Origin of the sequence: Actinomadura barringtoniae (assembly GCF_017573505.1) — a bacterium.
GTDB classification, from domain to species: domain Bacteria; phylum Actinomycetota; class Actinomycetes; order Streptosporangiales; family Streptosporangiaceae; genus Spirillospora; species Spirillospora barringtoniae.
Window position 1 is genome coordinate 346530 of record NZ_JAGEOJ010000005.1, and the last position, 19787, is coordinate 366316.

Sequence of the window (19787 nt, forward strand, 5' to 3'; positions counted from 1 at the left end):
GGCGATGAGCAGGACGACGACGCGCGAGCGGCTGTTCACCTCGGCGATCGAGCTGATCGCCGAGAACGGCTTCACCGCGACCACGGTGGACCAGATCGCCGAGCACGCGGGCGTCGCCAAGGGGACCGTCTACTACAACTTCGGCAGCAAGGCGGCACTGTTCTCGGCGCTGCTGGACTACGGCATCGAACGGCTGGCGACCGCGCTGCGCGAGGCGGCCGAGGGGCGCACGCCGCTGAACGCGCTGGAGGCCGTGGTCGGCGCCGAGCTGGCCTTCATCGGCGAGCACGAGTCGTTCGCCCGCCTGCTGATCGCCGAGGCCTGGCGGTCGGGCGGCGACTGGCGGCACGCCGCCCGGCTCATCCGCGAGCAGGCCGTCGGCGTCATCGCCGACGTGCTGCGCTCGGCCGTCGCGGCCCGCGAGCTGCGCGAGGACCTGGACATCGGGATCGCGGCGTCGGCGGTGTTCGGGATGGTCATCACGGTCGCCCTCGACTGGCGCACCCTCCAGCCCGACCGCCCCCGAACGGAGATCCACGCCACCCTCATGGACCTGCTGAGGGGCCGCCTAGCCGGCTGAACCAACGCCGATCTTGCTCTCAGCGCCCCATTTCGGCGGGTTGAGGGGCGCTGAGAGCAAGATCGGCGTGTTGGGGCCGGCGGGATGAGGTCAGCGGGGGCGGAACTTGGCGCCGGTGATGTCGATGTAGCCGGGCGTCTCGGCGATGCAGCGGTAGACGCGCGAGCCTCGCTCGAACTCGTCCTTGGACGGCGGCAGCACGTCGATCTGCCATTTCCACGACCGGTACTTGACGAAGGGGCCCTGGAGCGAACGCGTCAGGATCTTCCTGGAGCAGACCTTGCGGACGGTCGGGTTCTTGGCGAGCAGGTTCTTGTCCCCGGTCTGGCCGTCCGGCGGCATGGCGGCGATCGCGAACACCTCGCGGCCGTGCTTGCCCCGGCCGGCGCCCAGCACGTCGATGAGCTCGTAGCCGGGGATGTCCATGGTGCTCCTGATACGGGGGGCAGGCAGCACCCTAGTTGATCACGCTAGGCGATCATGGCCCGTCGGACGATCACGGCATCCGGCGAACCTCGTCGATGACCTTGGGCATCAGCGCGTTGTTCTCTTTCATCCAGTCGATCAGCACCTGGACCTTGTCGTCGTCGAGCTTGGCGACCTCGTCGTCGAAGGCCGTCGCGACCGGGCCGAAGTAGCGGCCGAACCGCTCCAGGCTCTCGGGGACCAGCTCGATGATGACGCGCCGCCGGTCGTCGGGGTCGCGGGTGCGCTTGACGTGGCCGGCCTTCTCCAGGCGGTCGATGACGGCCGTGATCGCGCCGCCGGTGGTGATGCCCATGAGCTGCGCGAGCTGGCCCGGGGTCTGCGGGCCGTCCAGGTGGAGCGCGTTGATGCACTGTGCGTCGGTGACGTTCATGCCCGCCTTGGTGGCGGTGGCGTGGTGCAGGAGCACTGTCCACATCGTGCCGCGCTGGATCGCCTCCTCCAGCTCCCGCAGCTTCTGCTCGCGCTCCGGCGTCGTCACTCCAGCACCCCTTTTCAAAATTTCTCTAAAGTAGAGCGACTCTTGTGAAGAGAGTCTAGCTCCTTGCCGTCATGGGAGCCAGCCTGCCCGTGTGGCGAACCAGACACCCGCGGGGCCATCAGTTCGTCCGGACACGACATATCATGGATTTTGTTAGGGCTGCTAACCAGGCTCCCCGACAGGCCCCGCTCCCACAAGGATCCGGGGCCGACCCGCCCGGGAGCTTGTGAAATCTTTCACGAGTCCAGAACGGGGGCTCATCTTGAGCATGCACACGCTCTCCACCGACGCGGTCGCCCTCACGCCCGGCGCCACCGCGACCACCCACTTCAGCCTGGGCGACCTCGTCCCGGGCGAACGCGGCACCGAGACCTTCACGGTCAGGTTCCGCGGCGACGCCGACGCCGCGGTCGCCCTCTACGCGGCCGTCAGCCCCGACGACGGACAGCTCGCCAGGCGCCTGCACATCGGGATCTTCGAGCGGTCCCGCGGGCTGCTGCCCTTCCCGGTCTTCAGCGGCACCCTCGCCGACCTGGCCGGACGCGACCGCTTCGAGCGCGGCATCGGCCGCTGGACGGGCCGCGGGGACGGCACCGACCGCGAGGTCTCCTACGAGGTCAGCTGGCGGCTGCCGAAGGAGGCGACCGGCCTGGACGGCCGGCGCGCCGAGGTCGAACTGACCCTGGAGGCGCACGCGCTCGCGGCGTGACCGAGCTCACCCCGGAGTGTGGATGAATCGTCAAGTAAACACGCGTTATATCTTGTGAACGGATTCACAAGATCCCCCCGCCTCAAGTGCGAACGTCCCGGCCCATCCCCGTGGGGCCGGGGCGTTCCTTGTTTCCCCGGCCCGTTCCGAACGGCCTTCAAGCCTGCTCGGCGATCTCCTTGGCCCACCTGTAGTCGGCCTTGCCCGCCGGCGAACGCTTCATCTCCGGAACGAAGGCGTACGTGCGCGGGACCTTGTAGCCCGACAGCTCCTTGCGGCAGTGCGCGTCCAGGTCCTCGACCGCGGGCGCCTCACCGTTCGGCTGCACGACGGCGGCCACGCGACTGCCCCAGCGCTCGTCCGGGATGCCGGTGACGACCGCGTCGTACACACCGGGATGGCCCTTCAGCACGGCCTCGACCTCTTCGGGGAAGACCTTCTCACCGCCGGTGTTGATGGCCTGCGAGCCCCGCCCGTACACCGCGATCGAACCGTCGGCCTCGACCGTGGCGATGTCGCCGGTGAGCAGCCAGCGCTTGCCCTCCGCCTCCGGGAACGTGCGCGCCGTCTTCTCCGGGTCGTTGTAGTAGCCGCGCGCGATCCAGCCCGAGCGCGCCACCTGGCCGATCACCCCGGACCCCGGCTCGACGACCTTGAGCGCGTCGTCCAGCACGGTCACGTTCTCCACGTCCGGCGCGAACTTCAGGCCCTTCTCCGGGGTCGAGCCCGCGACCGCCGCGGCGGTGGAACCGGACTCGGTCGACCCGAACCTGTCCATGATCATGACGTTCGGCATCGCGGCCGCGAGCCGGTCGCGGATCTTGCCGGTCAGGATCGCGCCGGTCGAGACATAGGCCAGCAGCGACGACAGGTCGTAGGCGCCCGGGTTCTTCTCCAGCGCCTCGACCATCGGGATCGCCATCGCGTCGCCGGTGATCGTCAGCGAGTTGACCTTCTCCCTCTCGATCGTCTTCCAGACCGTGCCGGCCTCGAAGCGCCGCTCGTACACCAGCGTCGCGCCCATGCACCAGGCGATCCAGGTGGCCATCTGCGCGGCGCCGTGCATCAGCGGCGCGATCGGCATCATCACCATCGGCCCGCTGCCCGCCGCCAGGTCGACGACGTCCTGCGGCTTGCCCGGGCGGGGGAACGTCGGGTTCCAGAACGCGAAGAGCAGGCCCTCGGTCCCCCACATCACGCCCTTCGGCATACCGGTCGTTCCGCCGGTGTAGATGATGTAGGTGTCCTCGCCGCTGCGTTCGGGGAAGCCCCGCGTGGGCGGCTGGGCGGCGAGCGCGTCCTCGTACCGCACCGCGCCCGGCACGCTCGACGGGCCGCCGACCGAGATCAGGTGCCGCAGCTTCGGCGCGTCCGGCACCGTCGCCGCCACGCGGTCGTCGAACTCCGGGTCGTACATCAGCACGACGCTGTCGGAGTCCCGGTAGATGTAGAGCAGCTCGCTCTCCACGTACCGGTAGTTCACGTTGATGGGGACGGCCCGGACCTTCAGCGTCGCGAGCAGCCCGGCCGCGTACTCGACGCCGTTGTAGAGCTGGATCGCGACGTGCTGCCCCGGCTCCACCCCCACGCTCAGCAGGTGGTGGGCGAGCCGGTTGGCCTCGGCGTCCAGTTCGGCGTAGGTGAGGCGACGGTCGCCGCAGACCAGCGCGACGCGGTCCCCGATCGCGTCCGCGATCCCCTCGAAAAGGTCGGCGTGGTTGAACTCCATCGGAGGTCCTCCGGAGAGTCGTACGGGGGGTGGTGGGGGTGAAGAGGTGTGGAGCTAGGGCTTGTCGCTGCCGACGATCCACATCGCGTAGAACTGCGCGCCGCCGCCGTAGGCGTGGCCGAGCGCGCGGCGGGCGCCCTCGACCTGGTGCTCTCCGGCCGTGCCGCGCACCTGCATGGCCGCCTCGGCGAAGCGGATCATGCCGGACGCGCCGATCGGGTTGGACGACAGCACGCCGCCCGAGGCGTTCCAGGGGATGTCGCCCTCCATGGACGTCGCGCCGCCCTCGGTGAGCTTCCAGCCCTCGCCCTCGCCGCAGAAGCCGAGGTTCTCCAGCCACATCGGCTCGTACCAGGAGAACGGCACGTAGACCTCGGCGACGTCCAGCTCGCGGCGCGGATCGGAGATGCCGGCCTGCCGGTAGACGTCGGCCGCGGCGTCCTTGCCGCCCTGCGGGTTCACGGTGTCGCGGCCGGCGAAGAAGATCGGCTCGGAGCGCATCGAGGTGCCCTGCACCCAGGCGGGCTTGTGCGGGGCCTTCTTGGCGGCGTCCTCCGAGGCGAGCACCATCGCGCACGCGCCGTCCGAGGACGGGCAGGTCTCCAGGTAGCGGATCGGCTCCCACAGCATGGGCGTCGACTCGACCATCTCGCGGGAGATGTTCGGGATCTTCAGGTGGGCGTACGGGTTCTTCAGCGCGTTCTGCCGGTCCTTGACCGCGACGAGCGTGCCGATGTGGTCGGGCGCGCCGGACCGCCGCATGTACGCGCGGATGTGCGGGGCGAAGTAGCCGCCCGCGCCGACGACCAGCGAGGTGCTGTGCGGGCCGCCGACCGTGAGCGCCCACGTCGCGTTCGACTCCGACTGCTTCTCGAACGCCACGGTGAGCACCCGCTGGTGCACACCGGACTGGATCATGCTCGCGGCGACGATCGCGGTGGAGCCGCCGACCGACCCGGCCGTGTGCACCCGCATCATCGGCTTGCCGGTCGCGCCGAGCGCGTCGGCGAGGTAGGACTCGGGCATCATGACGCCCTCGAACATGTCCGGCGCCTTGCCGATGACGACGGCGTCGATGTCCTTCCAGGTCAGGCCCGCGTCCTCCAGCGCGCGCAGCGCTGCCTCACGGACCAGCCCGGCCATCGAGACGTCCAGCCGCTTGGTCTTGTACGCGGTCTGACCCACGCCGATGATCGCGCACGGGTTACCCATGGTTCTCTCCCGAAAGGACGCAGACGAGGTTCTGCTGGAGGCAGGGGCCGCTGGTCGCGTGGCCGAGCGTCCGGCCCGCCGAGCCGTCGTGGATGCGTGCGGCCGCCTCGCCGAGGCGGATCAGGCCGGTCGCCATCACCGGGTTGGCCGACAGCGGGCCGCCGGACGGGTTGACCGTGACCTCCTCGCCGAGGCCGAGCGCCTCGCGCAGGATCAGCTCCTCGTGGCTGAACTGGGCGTGCAACTCGGCGACCTCGATGCCGGTGGCTCCGGCCCGTTCACCCGCTATGCGCGCGGACGCCGAACGGGACAGGTCGCGGACGCCGAGGGACTGCGGATCGGCGCGATGGTCGATGCCGCGGATCCAGGCGGGACGTTCGCACAGCTCGCGGGCCTTGTCGCCCGCCGCCAGCACGATCACCGCGGCGCCGTCCGCCTCGGCGGCGACGTCGTGGGTCCGCAGCGGTGCGACGTCGTAGGGCGCGTCGGCCGCCGGGTCGTCCAGGTGCAGCGCGAACGGGTTGTCGCGACCGGCCGCGCGGGACCGGGCGGCGATCGCCCGCAGGTCGTCCTCCTTGGCGCCCGAACGGTCGAGGTAGGCGCGGGCCTGCAGCGCGGCCAGCGAGACCGAGTCGGCGCCGAGCGGCACCAGGTAGTACGGGTCGAGCTGCTGGGTCATGACCTCGCGCAGCGAACCCTGGCTGGGCTTGCCGAACCCGTACACCAGCGCGGTGTCGAACTCGCCGTGCTGCATCTTCACCCAGGCCTCGTAGAGGGCCCAGGCGGCGTCCATCTCCACGTGGCTCTCGGAGATCGGCGGCCAGGCGCCGACCGCGTCCAGCGCGGACACGAACGAGAACGGCGCGCCGATCAGGTAGTCGCACGAGCCCGAGCAGGTGAAGTCGAACCGGCTCATGCCGGTCTCGGCCTTGATCTCGCCGAAGATCGGCAGCAGCATCTCGGTCTCGGAGAGCCCCTGGTCGGTCGCGGCGTGGCGGGTCTGCTTGAACGCGACGATCGCTACGTCTCTCACATGTACTCCTGGATGGCCTCGAAGGAGACGTCGTCCTCGCCGGACGGCTCGAACCACCGGATGTTCTGGATGGTGGCGCCCCACTCCTCGCGCGGCTTCCACACCGCCTTGACGCGCATCCCCATCCGCACCTTGTCGGCGTCGATGCCCGCGACCAGCGTCAGCATCGCGATGTCCGCGCCGTCCAGCAGCACGTAGGCGGACACGAACGGGACCTGCGGCGCGCGCGGGTCGGGCAGGTTGTTGACCGCGAAGGTGGTGACGGTGCCGGTGTCGGCGACCTCCACCTCCTGGGAGGTCGGCACGCCGTCCTTCGGGCACAGGCCCTTCATCGGCACGGTGACCTTGCCGCAGATCTCGCACTTGTGGCCGAGGATGCGGCCCTCGGCCATGCCCTCGAAGAAGCGCTCCAGCGCCCGGCCGGGCTTCAGCTCGAACTCCAGCCGGGTCGGCGAGGTGATCATCGTGACCTCGGGCTGGAACGCCTCGATGTCGGCGATCGAGCCGGTGCGCTCGGCGCGGTACTTCGGCCGCACCCGCATGCCGGTCCTCAGGCGCTTCGGCGGCTCGGCGCCGCGCTCGTGCACGCCCACGTCCAGCGCGTGCACGAACGCGGTGTCGGCGCCGTCGGGCTTGATGAGCGCCCAGGCGAACGGGCGGTCCAGCGGATGGCTGCCGAGCGGCTCGGCCACCCACGACCAGCTCTCGACCGTTCCGGCAGGGCCGACCTCGACGAACTCCTCGGTGACCGCGTCGCCGGTGTCCGGGTCGTACTCCAGCGGCGGGAACAGCACCCGGCCCGCCTCGGTGCGGACGCCGACCAGCCGGCCGTCGCGCAGCTCGGTGAGGAAGCGGCCGATGACCGGGCCGACCGACCGCGTGTAGCCGCCCGGGAACTCAAGGACGTGGTTGACCTCAGATGGCACTGTCGCGGTCCTTCCAGTACGGGTCGCGGAGCTTTCTCTTGAGGAGCTTTCCGTTCGGCTCGCGCGGAAGGGTCTCGATGTAGTCGATGGACCGGGGCCACTTCATCTTCGCCAGCCGGCCCTCGAGGAACGCGAAGATCTCGGCGGTCAGCGCCTCGCCGGGCGCGACGCCCGCGGCGGGCTCGACGACGGCCTTGATCTCCTCGCCCCACTCGTCGTTGGGGATCCCGAAGACGGCCACGTCCGCGACCTTGTCGAACAGGATGATCTCGTTCTCGATCTCGGCGGGGTAGATGTTCGCGCCACCCGAGATGATCATGTCCGCCTTGCGGTCGGACAGGAACAGGAACCCGTCGTCGGTGAGGTAGCCGATGTCGCCGACGGTGAAGTAGTCGCGCAGCCGGTCCTTCTCGGTCTTGGCCCGGTCGCCCTTGTACTCGAACTCGGTGCCCGCCATCTTCATGTAGATGGTGCCGGGCGTGCCGTTCGGGACCTCGTTGCCGTCGTTGTCGACGATGAGCAGCTCGCTGATCGGCCACTTGTTGCCGACCGTGCCCGGGTGCGCCAGCCAGTCCTTCGGCGAGGCGATCGTGCCGCCGCCCTCGGTGGCCGCGTAGTACTCCCAGATGCACTCGCCCCACCAGTCGATCATCTGGTGCTTGATCGGGACGGGGCACGGGGCGGCCGCGTGGATCGCCCACTTCATGCTCGACACGTCGTACTTGGAACGCGTCTCCTCCGGCAACGTCAGCATGCGCTTGAAGTGCGTCGGCACCATGTGCGTGCTGCTGATCCGGTGCTTCTCGATCAGCTGGAGGCAGTCCTCGGCCTCCCACTTGTCGACGTACACGATCGTGTGGCCGAGATGCAGGAACGAGCCGCCGAACTGGGTGACGGCCGTGTGATAGTTCGGCGAGGTGATGAGGTGCGCCTCGGCGTTGCCGCCGCCCGGCGCCCCCGGCGTGCAGCCGAAGAAGCTGAGCAGGAACGTCATCAGCTCGGCGCTGTCGTCGGGGTCGATCCCGGCGAGCTTGCGGCGCACGCCCTTCGGCCGCCCGGTCGTGCCGGACGTGTAGTGCATCGTGGCGCCGTTGCTGCGGTCCTCGGGGTTGGTGTCCGGCTGCCCGGCGACCAGTTCCTCGTACGGCCGGAAGCCCTCGACGTCGCCGAACGCGAACCGCCGGTGGGCCTCGATGCCCGACTCCTCCGCGCCGCGCGCGCCCTCGGCGGCGTACCGCTCGTGGACGAAGAACGCCTTGGCGTCGGAGTCGGCGACGATGTAGCCGATCTCGGGCCCGGTGAGGTGCCAGTTGATCGGCGTGTAGTACCAGCCGGCCTGGAGCGCGGCGAGGTAGAGCACGAGGCCCTCCACACCGTTCGGCACCAGCCCGCACAGGCCGTCGCCCTTCTCCAGCCCGAGATCGCGCAGCGCATGGACCAGGCGGTTCGAACGGGCCAGCAGGTCACCCGCCGAATACTGCGTCCCTTCGGGATCGACGGCCGCGATCCACTCCGGATCGGCTTGCGCCAGCCTCCAAAAGCCCAACGAACCCATCGGCTCTCCCTCGACACGGTCGACAGTGAGCGCCGCCACACTCCGGCACCCGGCGAGGAAAGTAGATCACGTTCTCGTTTTGGGAGGCAAGACCTGTTGACGAGCCAACCTCTTCACTAGAATCTGTTCTTGTTTTCCGACCTGGAGGAATGATGGAACGGCTGCCGATCAGCACCGAGCACTGCACCGTCGAGCAGGACGGCCACGTGGTCATCGTCACCATGAACCGCCCCGAGGCCCGTAACGCGCTGAGCTCGGCCATGCTCGTCGGCCTCGCCGACGCCTGGGCCTACATGTCCGAGACCCCCGAGGTCCGCGTGGGCATCCTCACCGGATCCAACGGAACGTTCTGCGCCGGAGCCGACCTCAAGGCGATGGGCACGCCGCCCTCCGACCCCAAGGTCCAGGAGCGGATGCAACAGATCCCCAACTTCCATTGGAAGGGCCTGCTGCGCGAGGGCCAGCCGACCAAGCCCCTCATCTGTGCCATCGAGGGCTACGCCGTGGCCGGCGGCACCGAACTCCTCGTCGGCACGGACCTTCGCGTGGTCGCCGAGGACGCCACCCTGGGCCTGTACGAGGCCAAGCGCGGCCTGTTCCCGATGGGCGGCTGCGCGATCCGGCTCCCCCGCCAGATCGGCTACGCGGCAGCGATGGACATCCTCCTCACCGCCCGCTCTGTCACCCCCCAAGAAGCCCTGGCCATGGGTCTCATCAACAAGGTCGTCCCCTCCGGCACGGCTCTGGATGCCGCCCGCGAACTGGCCGACCAGATCGCCGGGTGCGGGCCCCTCGCCGTCCAGGGCATCCTCCGCACCTACCGCGAGACCCAGCACCTCTCCGAGGAAGAGGCCCTCAAGATCTCCGACGAGATCGGCTGGCCCGTCATCGGCTCCGAGGACGCCAAGGAAGGCTCCAAGGCCTTCAAGGAGAAGCGTCCGCCCGTCTACAAAGGCAAGTAAGCACAGGCCGAGTTGGCATGAGCGGTCCGGCAGACCGGACCGCCATGCGGCGGCTTGGGCCTCGGCTTCGGCTTCGGCTTCGGAGGCTTGGGCGTGGGCGGCTTCGGCTTGGGCGGGGTGTCCTTCTTGGGCCTGTTGTAGATCGTGCAGCTCACGGCGGCGTCGAGCGGGACGTTGACCTTGAAGGCGGTGCCTCCGCTGTTGGTGACGCCGACCTTGGAGCCGTCGTCGAGGTTGACGCAGACGGCGTTCTTGCCGCCCTGGGTGACCAGGGTGTGGCCGGAGTGCTGGGTCTCGCCGACGGTGATGCCGGCGCTCGTCGTCGAGCCCGTGTAGTTCATCTCGAACGAGATCGAGCCGGTGCCGTCGTCGCTGGTCGTGTCCGAGGTGGGCACGCCGGTGACGCCCGGCGTGGTGGTGGTCGCGTTGAACGTCCATCCCGCGCCGGCGTTCTCGGAGCCGCTGACGTTCTCGCCCGTGTTGCCCGCGGGCACGATCTGCTTGATGACCGAGAGCGAGGTGTCGCACTGCTGCAGGATCAGGTTGTGGATCGCGTCGCCGGCGGCCTCGTAGTCGTCGACCTGGAAGTAGTCCGCGGCGCTCAGGTTGCTCCCGCCGAACGCGGTCGGGCCTGAGATGGACCGCAGGTTGAGCGCGGTGAGGCCGGTCGCGCCCTTGCCGATGCCGAGGGCGAGCGTCCGCGTCCCCTTCTTCTTGAGGGCGTTGGCGGAGAAGATGCCGTTCTCCACCTCGGAGATGCGCGTGGTCCCGCCGCTGCCCTCCAGGTCGCCGTAGTAGGTGGGGTTGCCGTCGGTGAGCACGATCGCGAGCTCGTACTTCTGCGACGCCTGGGCGGGCTTCCACAGCGCCTGGTCCCAGTTGGTGCCGCTGCCGAGCGCCCAGCCCGCGTACCGCGCCTTCACCGCGTCCGCGCCCGCCTTGGTCGAGACGGAGCTGAGCGCCGGGTGGTTCTGCGTCCCCGCGCTCGGCGACCCGCGGTCGAAGCTGTAGAGCGCCATCCGCGACGGCGTGCCGACCAGGCCGTCGGTGATCTTGTCGGCGGCCTTCTTCAGGTTCGGCAGGGCGCTGCCCACCGACGACGACAGGTCCAGGACGAGCGCCACGTCGAGCCCGCAGCGGGTCGGCAGCGGCGGGTTGTTCCGCGACTGCTGCCAGATCCCGTCCGAGGCGGTCAGCTGCCCCCTGGTCGTGTCGTACATGAACTCCTTGGTCGAGTGGTAGGTGGTGTCGGGCTGCAGGGCGGGCGTCTGGAAGACGTACGGCTGCTCGGTCGACGAGGAGCCGCTGCCCGGCCCGGTGCGCAGGCTCGGGTTGGTGTACCAGCCCGCGGGCGCGGCGATCTGCTTCACGTAGAAGCGCTTGCCGTTGTTGGCGCCGCCGGTGTCGGGCACGGTGAACGAGCAGTCGCCGTCGCCGTCCGAGGTGCAGACACCCCAGGTGCCGTCGACGGGCGAGGTGTCGCCTTCCGCGGCGTACAGGCCGAGCCGGACCCCGGCCAGCGGCGCGACCGCCCCGATCCCCGTCCGGTCGCCGCCGGTCTTCACCGTGACGACCGAGGTGTCGGCGCTGGGCGGCGGTACGGTCCGGGGCGCCGACCATCCGCCCGTCACGATCGCGGCAGCCACCACTGCCGTCGCCATCGCCGTCGTGAGAACCGTCCGGCGCCGCCCTGCCTCGTGCCTCATCCACCCACCCCGAAATGATCATCGATCCTGAGGCGTGCCTTCCCTGCGAGCCCCGGCGGGCAAACGACCCGGGAGCCGGAATGACCAGCACTTTGCGGTGCCTCAGCTGCGCTCCTCCCGCCACAAACGGACAAACAAGGTCTGATCTACCCTCCGCGACCGGGACCTGATGGCCGAGGTCGGACAGCACGAACACACTCCGTCGCCATTTTCCGCCGCACGAGGCCGACTTCATGATCAATAACCGCCTCGCCTCGCCGGGAATTGCCACTTCCTTGATGGTCTTGACGCACGACCATCTCCCCAGTGAAGGGTCATGAATTGTTCGGAACGATAGTCAGGTCGGCGCATAAGTGACTCTCAGGCCGAATATGGCGTGGCCGCAAACAGTCGGGTCCGGCAGTAAGGGCACCTGCCGGACCCGACTTACTTGATCTTCTTGCCCTCGGCAGGACGGGAACCCGGCGCGCAAACCGGGCGGTATTCGATCACCGAACGACCTCTTGCGCTCCCGATTCCCGGGGGCAATCATGTTGTGCCACGCTCACAGCGCCGGGGGAATCCGGGCCGGCCAGGGGGAATGCACGATGCCGTGCATTCATTTGGGGGCCCTCAATAGGCCACGGCCGGATCAGGTGCCGAGCCGCATTAGGGGAATGGCCGGACTTCAGCATGCCCTTTGGAAGTCCGGACCGGAATGAAAGGCGATGCCGTTGAGCACTCTTTGGCGAAGTCGGCTTACAGGCTCTCGGCCGCGAAGGGGTGAACGATGAGCCCCGCGAAGGCCGAGCCGGACGCCACCACCGCGGACGAGGCCCACGGCAGACCGCACCGCAGGCCGCGGCGCCGCCCGGTGTGGGTCCGCATCGCGGCCCTGCTGGTGGTGCCGCTGCTGTCGCTCGTCGCCATCTGGGCCTTCGCCGCGAACCTCACGCTCGACGCCGCCCTCAGCAAGTCCGCCGCCGAGCGCGCCAACGACAAGATCGGCCTACCGGGGTCCCTGGTCTCGTCGAACCTCCAGGCGGAGCGAGCCTTGTCGGTGGTGTTCCTGACCACCGGCGATCGGGGGCGGGCGCAGCTGGCCGAACAGCGGGCCCGTACCGACACCGCCGAGGCGGCGTTCCGCCGCACCGCGCTCTCCCCCAAGGTGCGCTCCGACGCGGGCGCCGACATCCGGCAGCGGCTGGACGATGTCTCCGCCAAGCTCAGCGAGCTGCGCGGCCTGCGCGCCGCGATCGACGGCCGCTCGATCGACAGGGCCGAGGCGATCAGCCGCTACGACACCCTCCTGGACTCGACGCTGCGCCTGTTCAGCGGCCTGGTCATCATCAAGGACATCGGCATCATCCAGTCCGGCCGCGCGCTCATCAACATCGGCTGGTCGCGCGAGTACATGATGCGCGAGGACTGCCTGATGCTCGCCGCGCAGGCGCAGCACGGCCGGCTGACCGCCGCCGAACGGGGCGACTTCGCGCGCTGGGCGGGCGCGAGCCGGGGGTTCTATCAGGTCGGCACCGTCGACCTGAACAGCCGGCTGTCCCCCACGATGGACACGTTCACCCAGTCCCCCGACTACCGGCGCTACCGCGAGCTCGAGGACGAGATCATCGCCTCGGGCGGCCGTCCGACCGCCGCCCAGCTGACCGAGTGGGCGCAGCTGACCCCGCGGCTGAACGCCGGCTGGGCGCAGGTGGTCAACGCCACGGGCGCCGTCCTCACCGAGCAGGCCAAGCCGATCGGCCAGTCGATCGCCCGCCAGCTCGTCGTGGCCGGCGGGCTCGGCCTGGCCGCGGTGCTGGTGTCGGTCGTCCTGTCGGTGCTGTTCGGCCGCGGCCTCGGCCGGGAGCTGCGCGAGCTGCAGCGGGTCGCCCGGCATCTCGCCGAGGACCGGCTGCCGTCGGTCGTGGCACGGCTGCGCCGCGGTGAACGGGTGGACCTGAGCGCCGAGGCGCCGCCGCTGACGGTCGGGCGCACGGCCGAGGTCGGCCGGGTCGCCGACGCGCTCACCCAGGTGCAGCACACCGCCGTGGCGAGCGCGATCGGCGAGGCGAGCCTCCGCCAGGGCATCAACCGCGTCTTCCTCAACCTCGCGTGGCGCAGCCAGTCGCTCCTGCACCGCCAGCTGCAGCTGCTGGACTCGATGGAGCGCCGTGCCGACTCCGAGGTGCTGGAGGACCTGTTCCGGCTGGACCACCTCACGACCCGCATGCGCCGGCACGCCGAGGGCCTGGTGATCCTCTCGGGCGCGTCGCCCGGACGCGGCTGGAGCCGCCCCCTGCCGATGGTGGACGTGCTGCGCGCCGCGGTGGCCGAGGTGGAGGACTACGCGCGGGTCGAGGTCTCGACGAACGAGGAGATCTCGCTGGTCGGCACCGCCGCCGCGGACATCGTCCACCTGCTGGCCGAGCTGATCGAGAACGCCACCATGTTCTCGCCGCCCAACACCGAGGTGTCGGTGCGCGGCGAGCCGGTCGGCCAGGGCTACGCGATCGAGATCGTTGACCGCGGCATCGGCCTGGACGAGGCCGAACGGGCACGGCTCAACCAGATCCTCGCCCGGCCGCCGGAGTTCGACTTCGCCGACACCGACCGGCTCGGGCTGTTCGTCGTCGGCCGGCTGGCCGCCCGCCGCAAAGTGCGGGTCGGCCTGCAGCCCTCGTTCTACGGCGGGACGACCGCGATCGTCGTGCTGCCGCACGCCCTGGTGGTGAGCGCGCTCGAAGCGGGTCCCGCGCCGGCGTCGCTGCCCGAGGGCGGCCAGGAACTCCCGCCACGGCAGCGCGCGGACGAAGGCGCCCGGGGCCCCGCCGAAGGGGGCCCCGCCGAAGGGGTCCCCGCCGAGGGGCCGCCGCCGGCGTGGCCTCCCGTACCGGGCGATGCGGCGTCGCCGGTCCACGCGAGCCCGGCCTCCGGGACCGCCGACAAGCCCGTGCTCACCCGGCGCAAGCGGATGGAGAACCTCGTACCCCAGTTGCGGGCGAGCGCGCAGGCCCGGGGCGCCTCCCAGGAGCCGGGCCGGTCCTGGGCGGAGGTTCCCGCGGAACGCACGGAACAGGAGGCGACGGACACGCGCGACCTGTGGGGGGCCATCCAGGGCGGATGGGAACGGGGTCGCGACGACGAAACAGAGGCTGCGCCCGACCAGGCGCCGGGGGAAGGAACGGAATGACACAGTCCGACATCGGCGGTGAGCTCGGCTGGATGCTCGACGATCTCGTCGACCGGGTGGGCGAGGTCCGCAAGGCCCTGGTGCTGTCCAGGGACGGCCTGATCATGGGCGCCACGCGCGGGATGACCCGCGAGGACGCCGAGTTCCTGGCCGCGCTCGCCGCGGGGTTCTTCAGCCTGGCCTCCGGCGCCCGCGATCACCTGGACGCGGGCGACGTCCGGCAGGCGGTGATCGAGCTCGACGAGGGCCTGTTCTTCGTCGTGCCCGCCGGGGTCGGCAGCTGCCTGGCCCTGCTCAGCCGCGCGGGCAGCAATGCCGGCCTGGTGAGCTACGAGATGACGATGCTGGTCAAACGGGTCAGCCGGCACCTGGCCGCCAAGCCGCGCAACGCCGGCCTCGGCGCGGAGTGACGGGCGATGAGCGGCCATCGCGAACGATGGCTGGACGATGAGGCCGGCCCCCTCGTCCGCCCGTACGCCATCACCCGTGGCCGGACCCGGGCGCGCGGCGCCCCGCTGGACCTGGTGACCATCCTGGTCGCCTCCGGCGAGGCCGTGCCGCCCAGGTCCCGCCTGTCGCCGGAGCAGCTGCGCCTGCTCTGGCTGTGCCAGATCCCGCACACCGTGGCGGACCTGGCCTCTCGCCTCGAACTGCCGTTGGGAGTCATCCGGGTGCTGGTGGACGAGCTCATCGAGCACCGGCTGCTCCGGGTCGACCTGCCCGCGCCGACCGAGCTCCCCGATCTCGCGACGTTGAGGAGGATCCGTGACCAGCTACGAACGATCTGACGGCGGCACCGCGCCGCGGGCCGCCTACAAGATTCTCGTGGCCGGGGGCTTCGGCGCCGGAAAGACCACGATGGTCGGCGCGGTGAGCGAGATCCGCCCACTGCAGACCGAGGAGGCGCTCACCGAGGCGAGCGTGGGCGTCGACGACCTGAGCGACCTGGAGCGCAAGACCACCACGACCGTCGCCATGGACTTCGGCCGCATCACGCTGCGGGGCGGCCTGTCGGTCTACCTGTTCGGCACGCCCGGGCAGGAGCGGTTCTGGTTCATGTGGGAGGAGCTCGCGCGCGGCGCGCTGGGCGCGGTCGTCATGGTGGACACGCGCCGCATCACCGCGAGCTTCGCCTCCATCGACTACTTCGAGCAGCGCGCGGAGCCGTTCGTCATCGCGGTCAACCGCTTCGACGGGTCCATCGAGTACACCGAGGACGAGATCCGCACCGCCCTGGACGTGGACGCCAGAATCCCGATCATCCTGTTCGACGCGCGCGATCGGGAGTCGGCCAAGTACGTGCTGATCGAGCTTCTGGAGCATGCCATCCGCCAGCCGCGCCCGGCCCCGGCCCGCCTCTGACGGCTCGGTCGGAATGATCCGTTTCTGGCACGGAACGCCGAACGCGGCATAGGTTCATGCCCTCCCTGGTGTCTATGGGAGTGACATCAGGGAGGAGCCGCCGTGAAGCGAGAGGCGCGTGAGAGTTTCGCCGCGTTCGTCGCGGCCCGGTCCGCCGGGCTGATGCGGACGGCGTACGTGCTCACCGGCGACCAGCACGCTGCCGAGGACCTGCTCCAGACGGCCTTGACCAAGACCGCGGCGCGCTGGAAGAACGTGGTCGACAACCCCGAGGCGTACGTCCGCAAGGTCATGTACCACGAGCAGGTCAACCGCTGGAAACGGCGCGGGCGGGAGTCCGCGCTGCCCGCCTCGTGGGAGCAGACCGACCGCGACCGGAGCGGCGACGTCGATCTCCGGCTCTCGCTGCAGCAGGCGCTCCTGGCCCTGCCGCCGCGGAAGCGGGCGGTGCTCGTGTTGCGCTACTTCGAGGACCTGCCCGAGTCGCAGGTCGCCGAGATCCTCGGCTGCTCGGTCGGGACCGTGCGCAGCCAGACCCACCGGGCCATCGCGCGGCTGCGCGAACTGGTGCCCGATCTGACTCTGGAGCTGGAGAGGACGTCATGACCGCCGACATGCTCAAGGAGGCGCTCGAGGCGATCGCCGACCGGGCCGAGCCGGTCGACGGAATGGCCGAACGGGCCCTGCGGCGGGCCACCGGGCGCCGCCGCACACGGGCGATCGCCGGGGCGTCGCTCGCCCTGGCCGCCGCCATCGCCGTCCCGGCCACGGTCGTTCAGGCTCAGGGCGAGAGCGGATCTTCGAGCAAGAAGCCGCAGGTGCTCGCCCCGGCCACCGGCGGCCTGCCGTCCAACACGGCCGCGGAGTTGCAGGCCGCCAAGGCGTGCATGCGCGACGGTCCGCCCACCGGGAACATGGGCGAGGACCGGCCCGATCTGGGGAAGCTGCCCGACTTCCGGCTCGCGGTCAGGCAGCGGGTCGGCGGGCAGGGCGGGCAGTTCGTCGCCGAGGTGGCCAGCGAGAAGGGGTTCGTGCTCTGCTCGGGCAGCTCCAAGGAGGGCAATGCCGAGCCTCCGACCTTCCACCCCTGGGTCGGCAGCGCGGCGAAGGGCGGCCTCTGGGACTTCACCGCCCCGGTGCGGGTCGACGCGATCACCATCGTCTCGGCGATCGGGGAGAACGGCGCGGGTTCCTCCGGGGATCAGTTGCACGCCCTCGTCACCGGCCGCGTCAAGTCGGACGTCGCACGCGTCGTCGTCACCTGGAACTTCGGCCGCACGACGCAGGCCACCCTCCGGAACGGCTTCTTCATCTCCCGCGTGGCCAGCAAGATGATCCCCGACAAGACGGCGACCGGCCCGATGTCCAAAGGGGCGATGACCCAGCAGGACGATCGCCTGCTCTCGGTGTCCGGCTACGGCGCCGACGGCCAGCTCGTGTACATCTTCCGTCCGCAGGGCGAAGATACCGGCCGTTTCGTGCCCGAGGACTGCGCCGACGGCATCACCGGGCCCAAGCCTGCCCTCTGCCAGGACCTCGGCAGCAGGTACTGAGCAGACGACGCAGGGCCCCGGCCATGGAGGTGGCCGGGGCCCTGCGGGGCGCCGTGGGGTCGTGGGGGTCTTGGGGGTCAGGCTTCGGTGATGGTGTTGAGGCGTTCGAGTGCCTCGACGTACTCCTCGATGATGTCGTAGACCACCTGGGCGGCAGGCTTGACCTGGTTCATCGAGCCGACGATCTGGCCGACCGGGAAGGTGACCAGCTCGCCGTCGCCGGAACGGGCGATGCGCGGCAGCGCGTCGGCGACCAGCATGAACTGCATGGGCATCGGGAGGTAGCCGGGCGACTTCTCGCCCTCCCATGCCTCGGTCCAGGCGGTCTTGAGGAAGCGGGCGGGCTTGCCGGTCCAGGCGCGGGAGCGCACGGTGTCGCGCGAGGTCGCCTTGAGCAGCTTGGGGAGGGCGCGTTCGGGGGTGTCGGCCTCGTCGACCGTCAGCCAGATCGAGCCGGTCCACACGCCGTCCGCGCCGAGCGCCATGCCCGCGGCCATCTGGCGGCCGCGGCCGATGCCGCCGGCGGCCAGGACCATGGTGTCCTCGCCGACCGCGTCCACGACCTCGGGGATGAGGACCATGGTGGACACGTCGCCGGTGTGGCCGCCCGCCTCGGTGCCCTGCGCGACGATGATGTCGACGCCGGCCTCGACCTGCTTGCGGGCGTGGCGGGCGTTGGACGCCAGGCCCGCGACCTTGACGCCGTGCCCGTGGGCCTCCTCGACGACGTCGGCGGGCGGCGGGCCGAGCGCGCTCGCCAGCAGCGCGATCGGGTGCTTCAGCGCGATCTCGACCTGGGGCCTGGCCGTCTGGTCGGTCCAGCCGAGCAGGGCCCTGCCGGCCTTCTCGGTGGACGGCTCGACGCCGTGCTCGGCGAGCAGGTCGTCGAGGAACTTGCGATGCTCGGCCGGGATCATCCCCTGGAGCTTGCCGAGCAGTTCCTCGGCGTCGCCCAGGTCGCTGCCCTCGTACTTGGCGGGCATGACCACGTCCACGCCGTACGGCTTGCCGCCGACGTGCTCGTCGATCCACTTGAGCTCGAGCTCGAGCTCCTCGGGTGAGAAGTACAGCGCGCCGAGCACGCCCATGCCGCCGGCGCGGCTCACCGCGGCGACGACGTCGCGGCAGTGACTGAACGCGAAGATCGGGTACTCAATGCCGAATAGTTCGGTGACTCGTGTCCGCACGTTGCGACCATAAGCCCGCCGGGCATCAAACTGCAACAGGTTCTAGTTTCTAATCTGGGCAGCACGAAGCAGAGGCCCGGATGACCTAGAACACGTATCAGAGTTAGCGGGAGGGTCAGGGCTGCTGGGTGGGCAGCTGGACGTCGCCGAACCGCCCGTCGGACTGGCGCACCGGCTTCTTCGGGGCGCGCGCGGCCCGCCGGTTGGCGAGCACGCCGACGATCAGGCCGAGCAGCAGCAGGCTGAGCCCGACGAAGATCGACCCGACCGGGATGTAGCTGCGCACCGCGTTGATCTTGAGGGCGCTGTCGTTGGACAGGTCGATCAGGCCCTTCTGGTCCTTGTCGACCGTGTTGAGATCGGCCTGCGCGACGGTCATCGTGCCCCGCCCGTCCGGCGTCTGGACCGTGCTGTGGATGTTCTGCCTGACCTTCACCGGCACGCCGGTGCGCGGGTCGACCCAGAAGCTGATCTGGGCGGACGAATAGCGGTCGACCTTCTGGTCGGGCGCCTTCGGGTCCATCCCGAGCAGCTTGGCGGGCAGCTTGGTGTCCAGCGCCGCCGTCTTGGTGTTGGGGATCTGCTGGTCGAAGCGGTAGACCTTCAGCCCGTCCACCTTCTCGGTGGCGGCGTAGCGCATCGGCGAGGACTGCCTGGTGGTCATGTCGAAGAACGGGTAGTCCCGCTTCTGTACGTTCGCCAGCGGGAACACCAGCGCGTAACCGGACAGCTTCACCGAGTTGTCGCCGTCGACGTTCACGCCGCAGCACTGCACGAGCTCGGCGGTGCGCCGGTCGAGCGCGATCCGGAAGCCCTGGATCTGGATCGGCTTGTCCGGCTTGGCCTCGTCGAAGATGTTGGTGGTGGAGTCCCACACCGCGATCCGGTTGTCGCCGTTGTTGGCCCGCACGTCCCCGCGGACGGTGTTGTTGGCCATCAGCGTGACGCCGGTCTTGGCCTTCAGCGTCGTCGCGTCGAAGTAGGTCGCGTTGTGCGCCTCGAGGCGGGTGAGCTGGTACCGGTTCAGCGGCAGCAGGACCACCTGGTCGGCCACATAGAACCTGACCAACGGCGCGAGAGCGAGGAAGAACGCTCCGAGGGCGATCAGGACGAGTCCGACCGAACGCCGCATCAACA

General features: G+C 70.1%; 19 protein-coding genes. 9 read left to right on the top strand and 10 right to left on the bottom strand.

Going from position 1 to position 19787, the window contains the following annotated elements; translation table 11 throughout:
- The first annotated feature begins 4 nt into the window (after positions 1-4).
- On the top strand, positions 5-580 hold the full coding sequence (locus J4573_RS14430; RefSeq protein WP_208255938.1) for a TetR/AcrR family transcriptional regulator: 576 nt from the start codon (positions 5-7) through the stop codon (positions 578-580).
- 90 nt (positions 581-670) lie between these two features.
- Here J4573_RS14430 and J4573_RS14435 read toward each other — a convergent pair whose 3' ends face one another.
- Positions 671-1006: a hypothetical protein gene (locus tag J4573_RS14435; RefSeq protein WP_208255939.1), complete on the bottom strand. Its 336-nt coding sequence runs from the start codon at positions 1004-1006 to the stop codon at positions 671-673.
- A gap of 70 nt (positions 1007-1076) precedes the next feature.
- Positions 1077-1547: a MarR family winged helix-turn-helix transcriptional regulator gene (locus J4573_RS14440; protein WP_208255940.1), complete on the bottom strand. Its 471-nt coding sequence runs from the start codon at positions 1545-1547 to the stop codon at positions 1077-1079.
- A 268-nt stretch (positions 1548-1815) separates the two neighbouring features.
- Here J4573_RS14440 and J4573_RS14445 point away from each other — a divergent pair, with 268 nt between their 5' ends.
- On the top strand, positions 1816-2256 hold the full coding sequence (locus J4573_RS14445) for a hypothetical protein (protein ID WP_208255941.1): 441 nt from the start codon (positions 1816-1818) through the stop codon (positions 2254-2256).
- A 157-nt stretch (positions 2257-2413) separates the two neighbouring features.
- On the opposite strand, the gene J4573_RS14450 is transcribed toward J4573_RS14445, so the two are convergent.
- Genes J4573_RS14450 through J4573_RS14470 form a run of 5 tightly spaced genes read right to left on the bottom strand, consistent with a single transcriptional unit; the run spans position 2414 to position 8711 of the window.
- Entirely contained in the window at positions 2414-3985 is a 1572-nt protein-coding gene (locus J4573_RS14450) for an acyl-CoA synthetase (protein ID WP_208255942.1), read from the bottom strand.
- A gap of 54 nt (positions 3986-4039) precedes the next feature.
- Complete coding sequence (locus J4573_RS14455) at positions 4040-5197, bottom strand: thiolase family protein (protein ID WP_208255943.1); 1158 nt, start codon at positions 5195-5197, stop codon at positions 4040-4042.
- Entirely contained in the window at positions 5190-6230 is a 1041-nt protein-coding gene (locus J4573_RS14460; protein WP_208255944.1) for a thiolase family protein, read from the bottom strand. The genes J4573_RS14455 and J4573_RS14460 overlap by 8 nt, the downstream gene beginning before the upstream one ends.
- The gene (locus J4573_RS14465) at positions 6227-7156 is read right to left on the bottom strand and encodes a Zn-ribbon domain-containing OB-fold protein (RefSeq protein WP_208255945.1); all 930 of its coding nucleotides are present in this window, start codon (positions 7154-7156) and stop codon (positions 6227-6229) included. The genes J4573_RS14460 and J4573_RS14465 overlap by 4 nt, the downstream gene beginning before the upstream one ends.
- Positions 7146-8711, bottom strand: a complete 1566-nt coding sequence (locus J4573_RS14470; RefSeq protein WP_208255946.1) for an acyl-CoA synthetase — start codon at positions 8709-8711, stop codon at positions 7146-7148. Before J4573_RS14470 ends, J4573_RS14465 begins: the two co-directional genes overlap by 11 nt.
- 149 nt (positions 8712-8860) lie before the next feature.
- Here J4573_RS14470 and J4573_RS14475 point away from each other — a divergent pair, with 149 nt between their 5' ends.
- The gene (locus J4573_RS14475; RefSeq protein ID WP_372442836.1) at positions 8861-9673 is read left to right on the top strand and encodes a crotonase/enoyl-CoA hydratase family protein; all 813 of its coding nucleotides are present in this window, start codon (positions 8861-8863) and stop codon (positions 9671-9673) included.
- On the opposite strand, the gene J4573_RS14480 is transcribed toward J4573_RS14475, so the two are convergent.
- Positions 9658-11379 carry a vWA domain-containing protein gene (locus tag J4573_RS14480; RefSeq protein WP_208255948.1) on the bottom strand — a complete coding sequence of 574 codons (1722 nt, stop codon included), beginning with the start codon at positions 11377-11379 and terminating at the stop codon, positions 9658-9660. The two genes, J4573_RS14475 and J4573_RS14480, sit on opposite strands and share 16 nt — an antisense overlap.
- A gap of 769 nt (positions 11380-12148) precedes the next feature.
- On the opposite strand from J4573_RS14480, the gene J4573_RS14485 reads away from it, so the two are divergent.
- The 6 genes from J4573_RS14485 to J4573_RS14510 all read left to right on the top strand — a co-directional run bounded on the left by J4573_RS14485 (position 12149) and on the right by J4573_RS14510 (position 17463).
- Entirely contained in the window at positions 12149-14548 is a 2400-nt protein-coding gene (locus J4573_RS14485) for a sensor histidine kinase (protein WP_208255949.1), read from the top strand.
- Positions 14545-14958, top strand: a complete 414-nt coding sequence (locus tag J4573_RS14490) for a roadblock/LC7 domain-containing protein (protein WP_208255950.1) — start codon at positions 14545-14547, stop codon at positions 14956-14958. Before J4573_RS14485 ends, J4573_RS14490 begins: the two co-directional genes overlap by 4 nt.
- 6 nt (positions 14959-14964) lie before the next feature.
- The gene (locus J4573_RS14495; protein WP_208255951.1) at positions 14965-15336 is read left to right on the top strand and encodes a DUF742 domain-containing protein; all 372 of its coding nucleotides are present in this window, start codon (positions 14965-14967) and stop codon (positions 15334-15336) included.
- Positions 15314-15910, top strand: a complete 597-nt coding sequence (locus J4573_RS14500) for a GTP-binding protein (protein ID WP_208255952.1) — start codon at positions 15314-15316, stop codon at positions 15908-15910. The genes J4573_RS14495 and J4573_RS14500 overlap by 23 nt, the downstream gene beginning before the upstream one ends.
- A gap of 102 nt (positions 15911-16012) precedes the next feature.
- Positions 16013-16516 (top strand): SigE family RNA polymerase sigma factor, encoded by a 504-nt coding sequence (locus tag J4573_RS14505; RefSeq protein ID WP_208255953.1) that lies wholly within the window; start codon positions 16013-16015, stop codon positions 16514-16516.
- Entirely contained in the window at positions 16513-17463 is a 951-nt protein-coding gene (locus J4573_RS14510; protein ID WP_208255954.1) for a hypothetical protein, read from the top strand. Before J4573_RS14505 ends, J4573_RS14510 begins: the two co-directional genes overlap by 4 nt.
- Before the next feature lie 77 nt (positions 17464-17540).
- Here the strand turns inward: J4573_RS14510 and J4573_RS14515 are convergent, their stop codons facing one another.
- Together J4573_RS14515 and pgfA are read right to left on the bottom strand one after the other, a co-directional pair.
- The gene (locus J4573_RS14515; RefSeq protein ID WP_208255955.1) at positions 17541-18650 is read right to left on the bottom strand and encodes an NAD(P)H-dependent flavin oxidoreductase; all 1110 of its coding nucleotides are present in this window, start codon (positions 18648-18650) and stop codon (positions 17541-17543) included.
- A gap of 115 nt (positions 18651-18765) precedes the next feature.
- On the bottom strand, positions 18766-19782 hold the full coding sequence (pgfA, locus tag J4573_RS14520; RefSeq protein WP_208255956.1) for a cell envelope lipid trafficking protein PgfA: 1017 nt from the start codon (positions 19780-19782) through the stop codon (positions 18766-18768).
- Between the last annotated feature and the right edge of the window lie 5 nt (positions 19783-19787).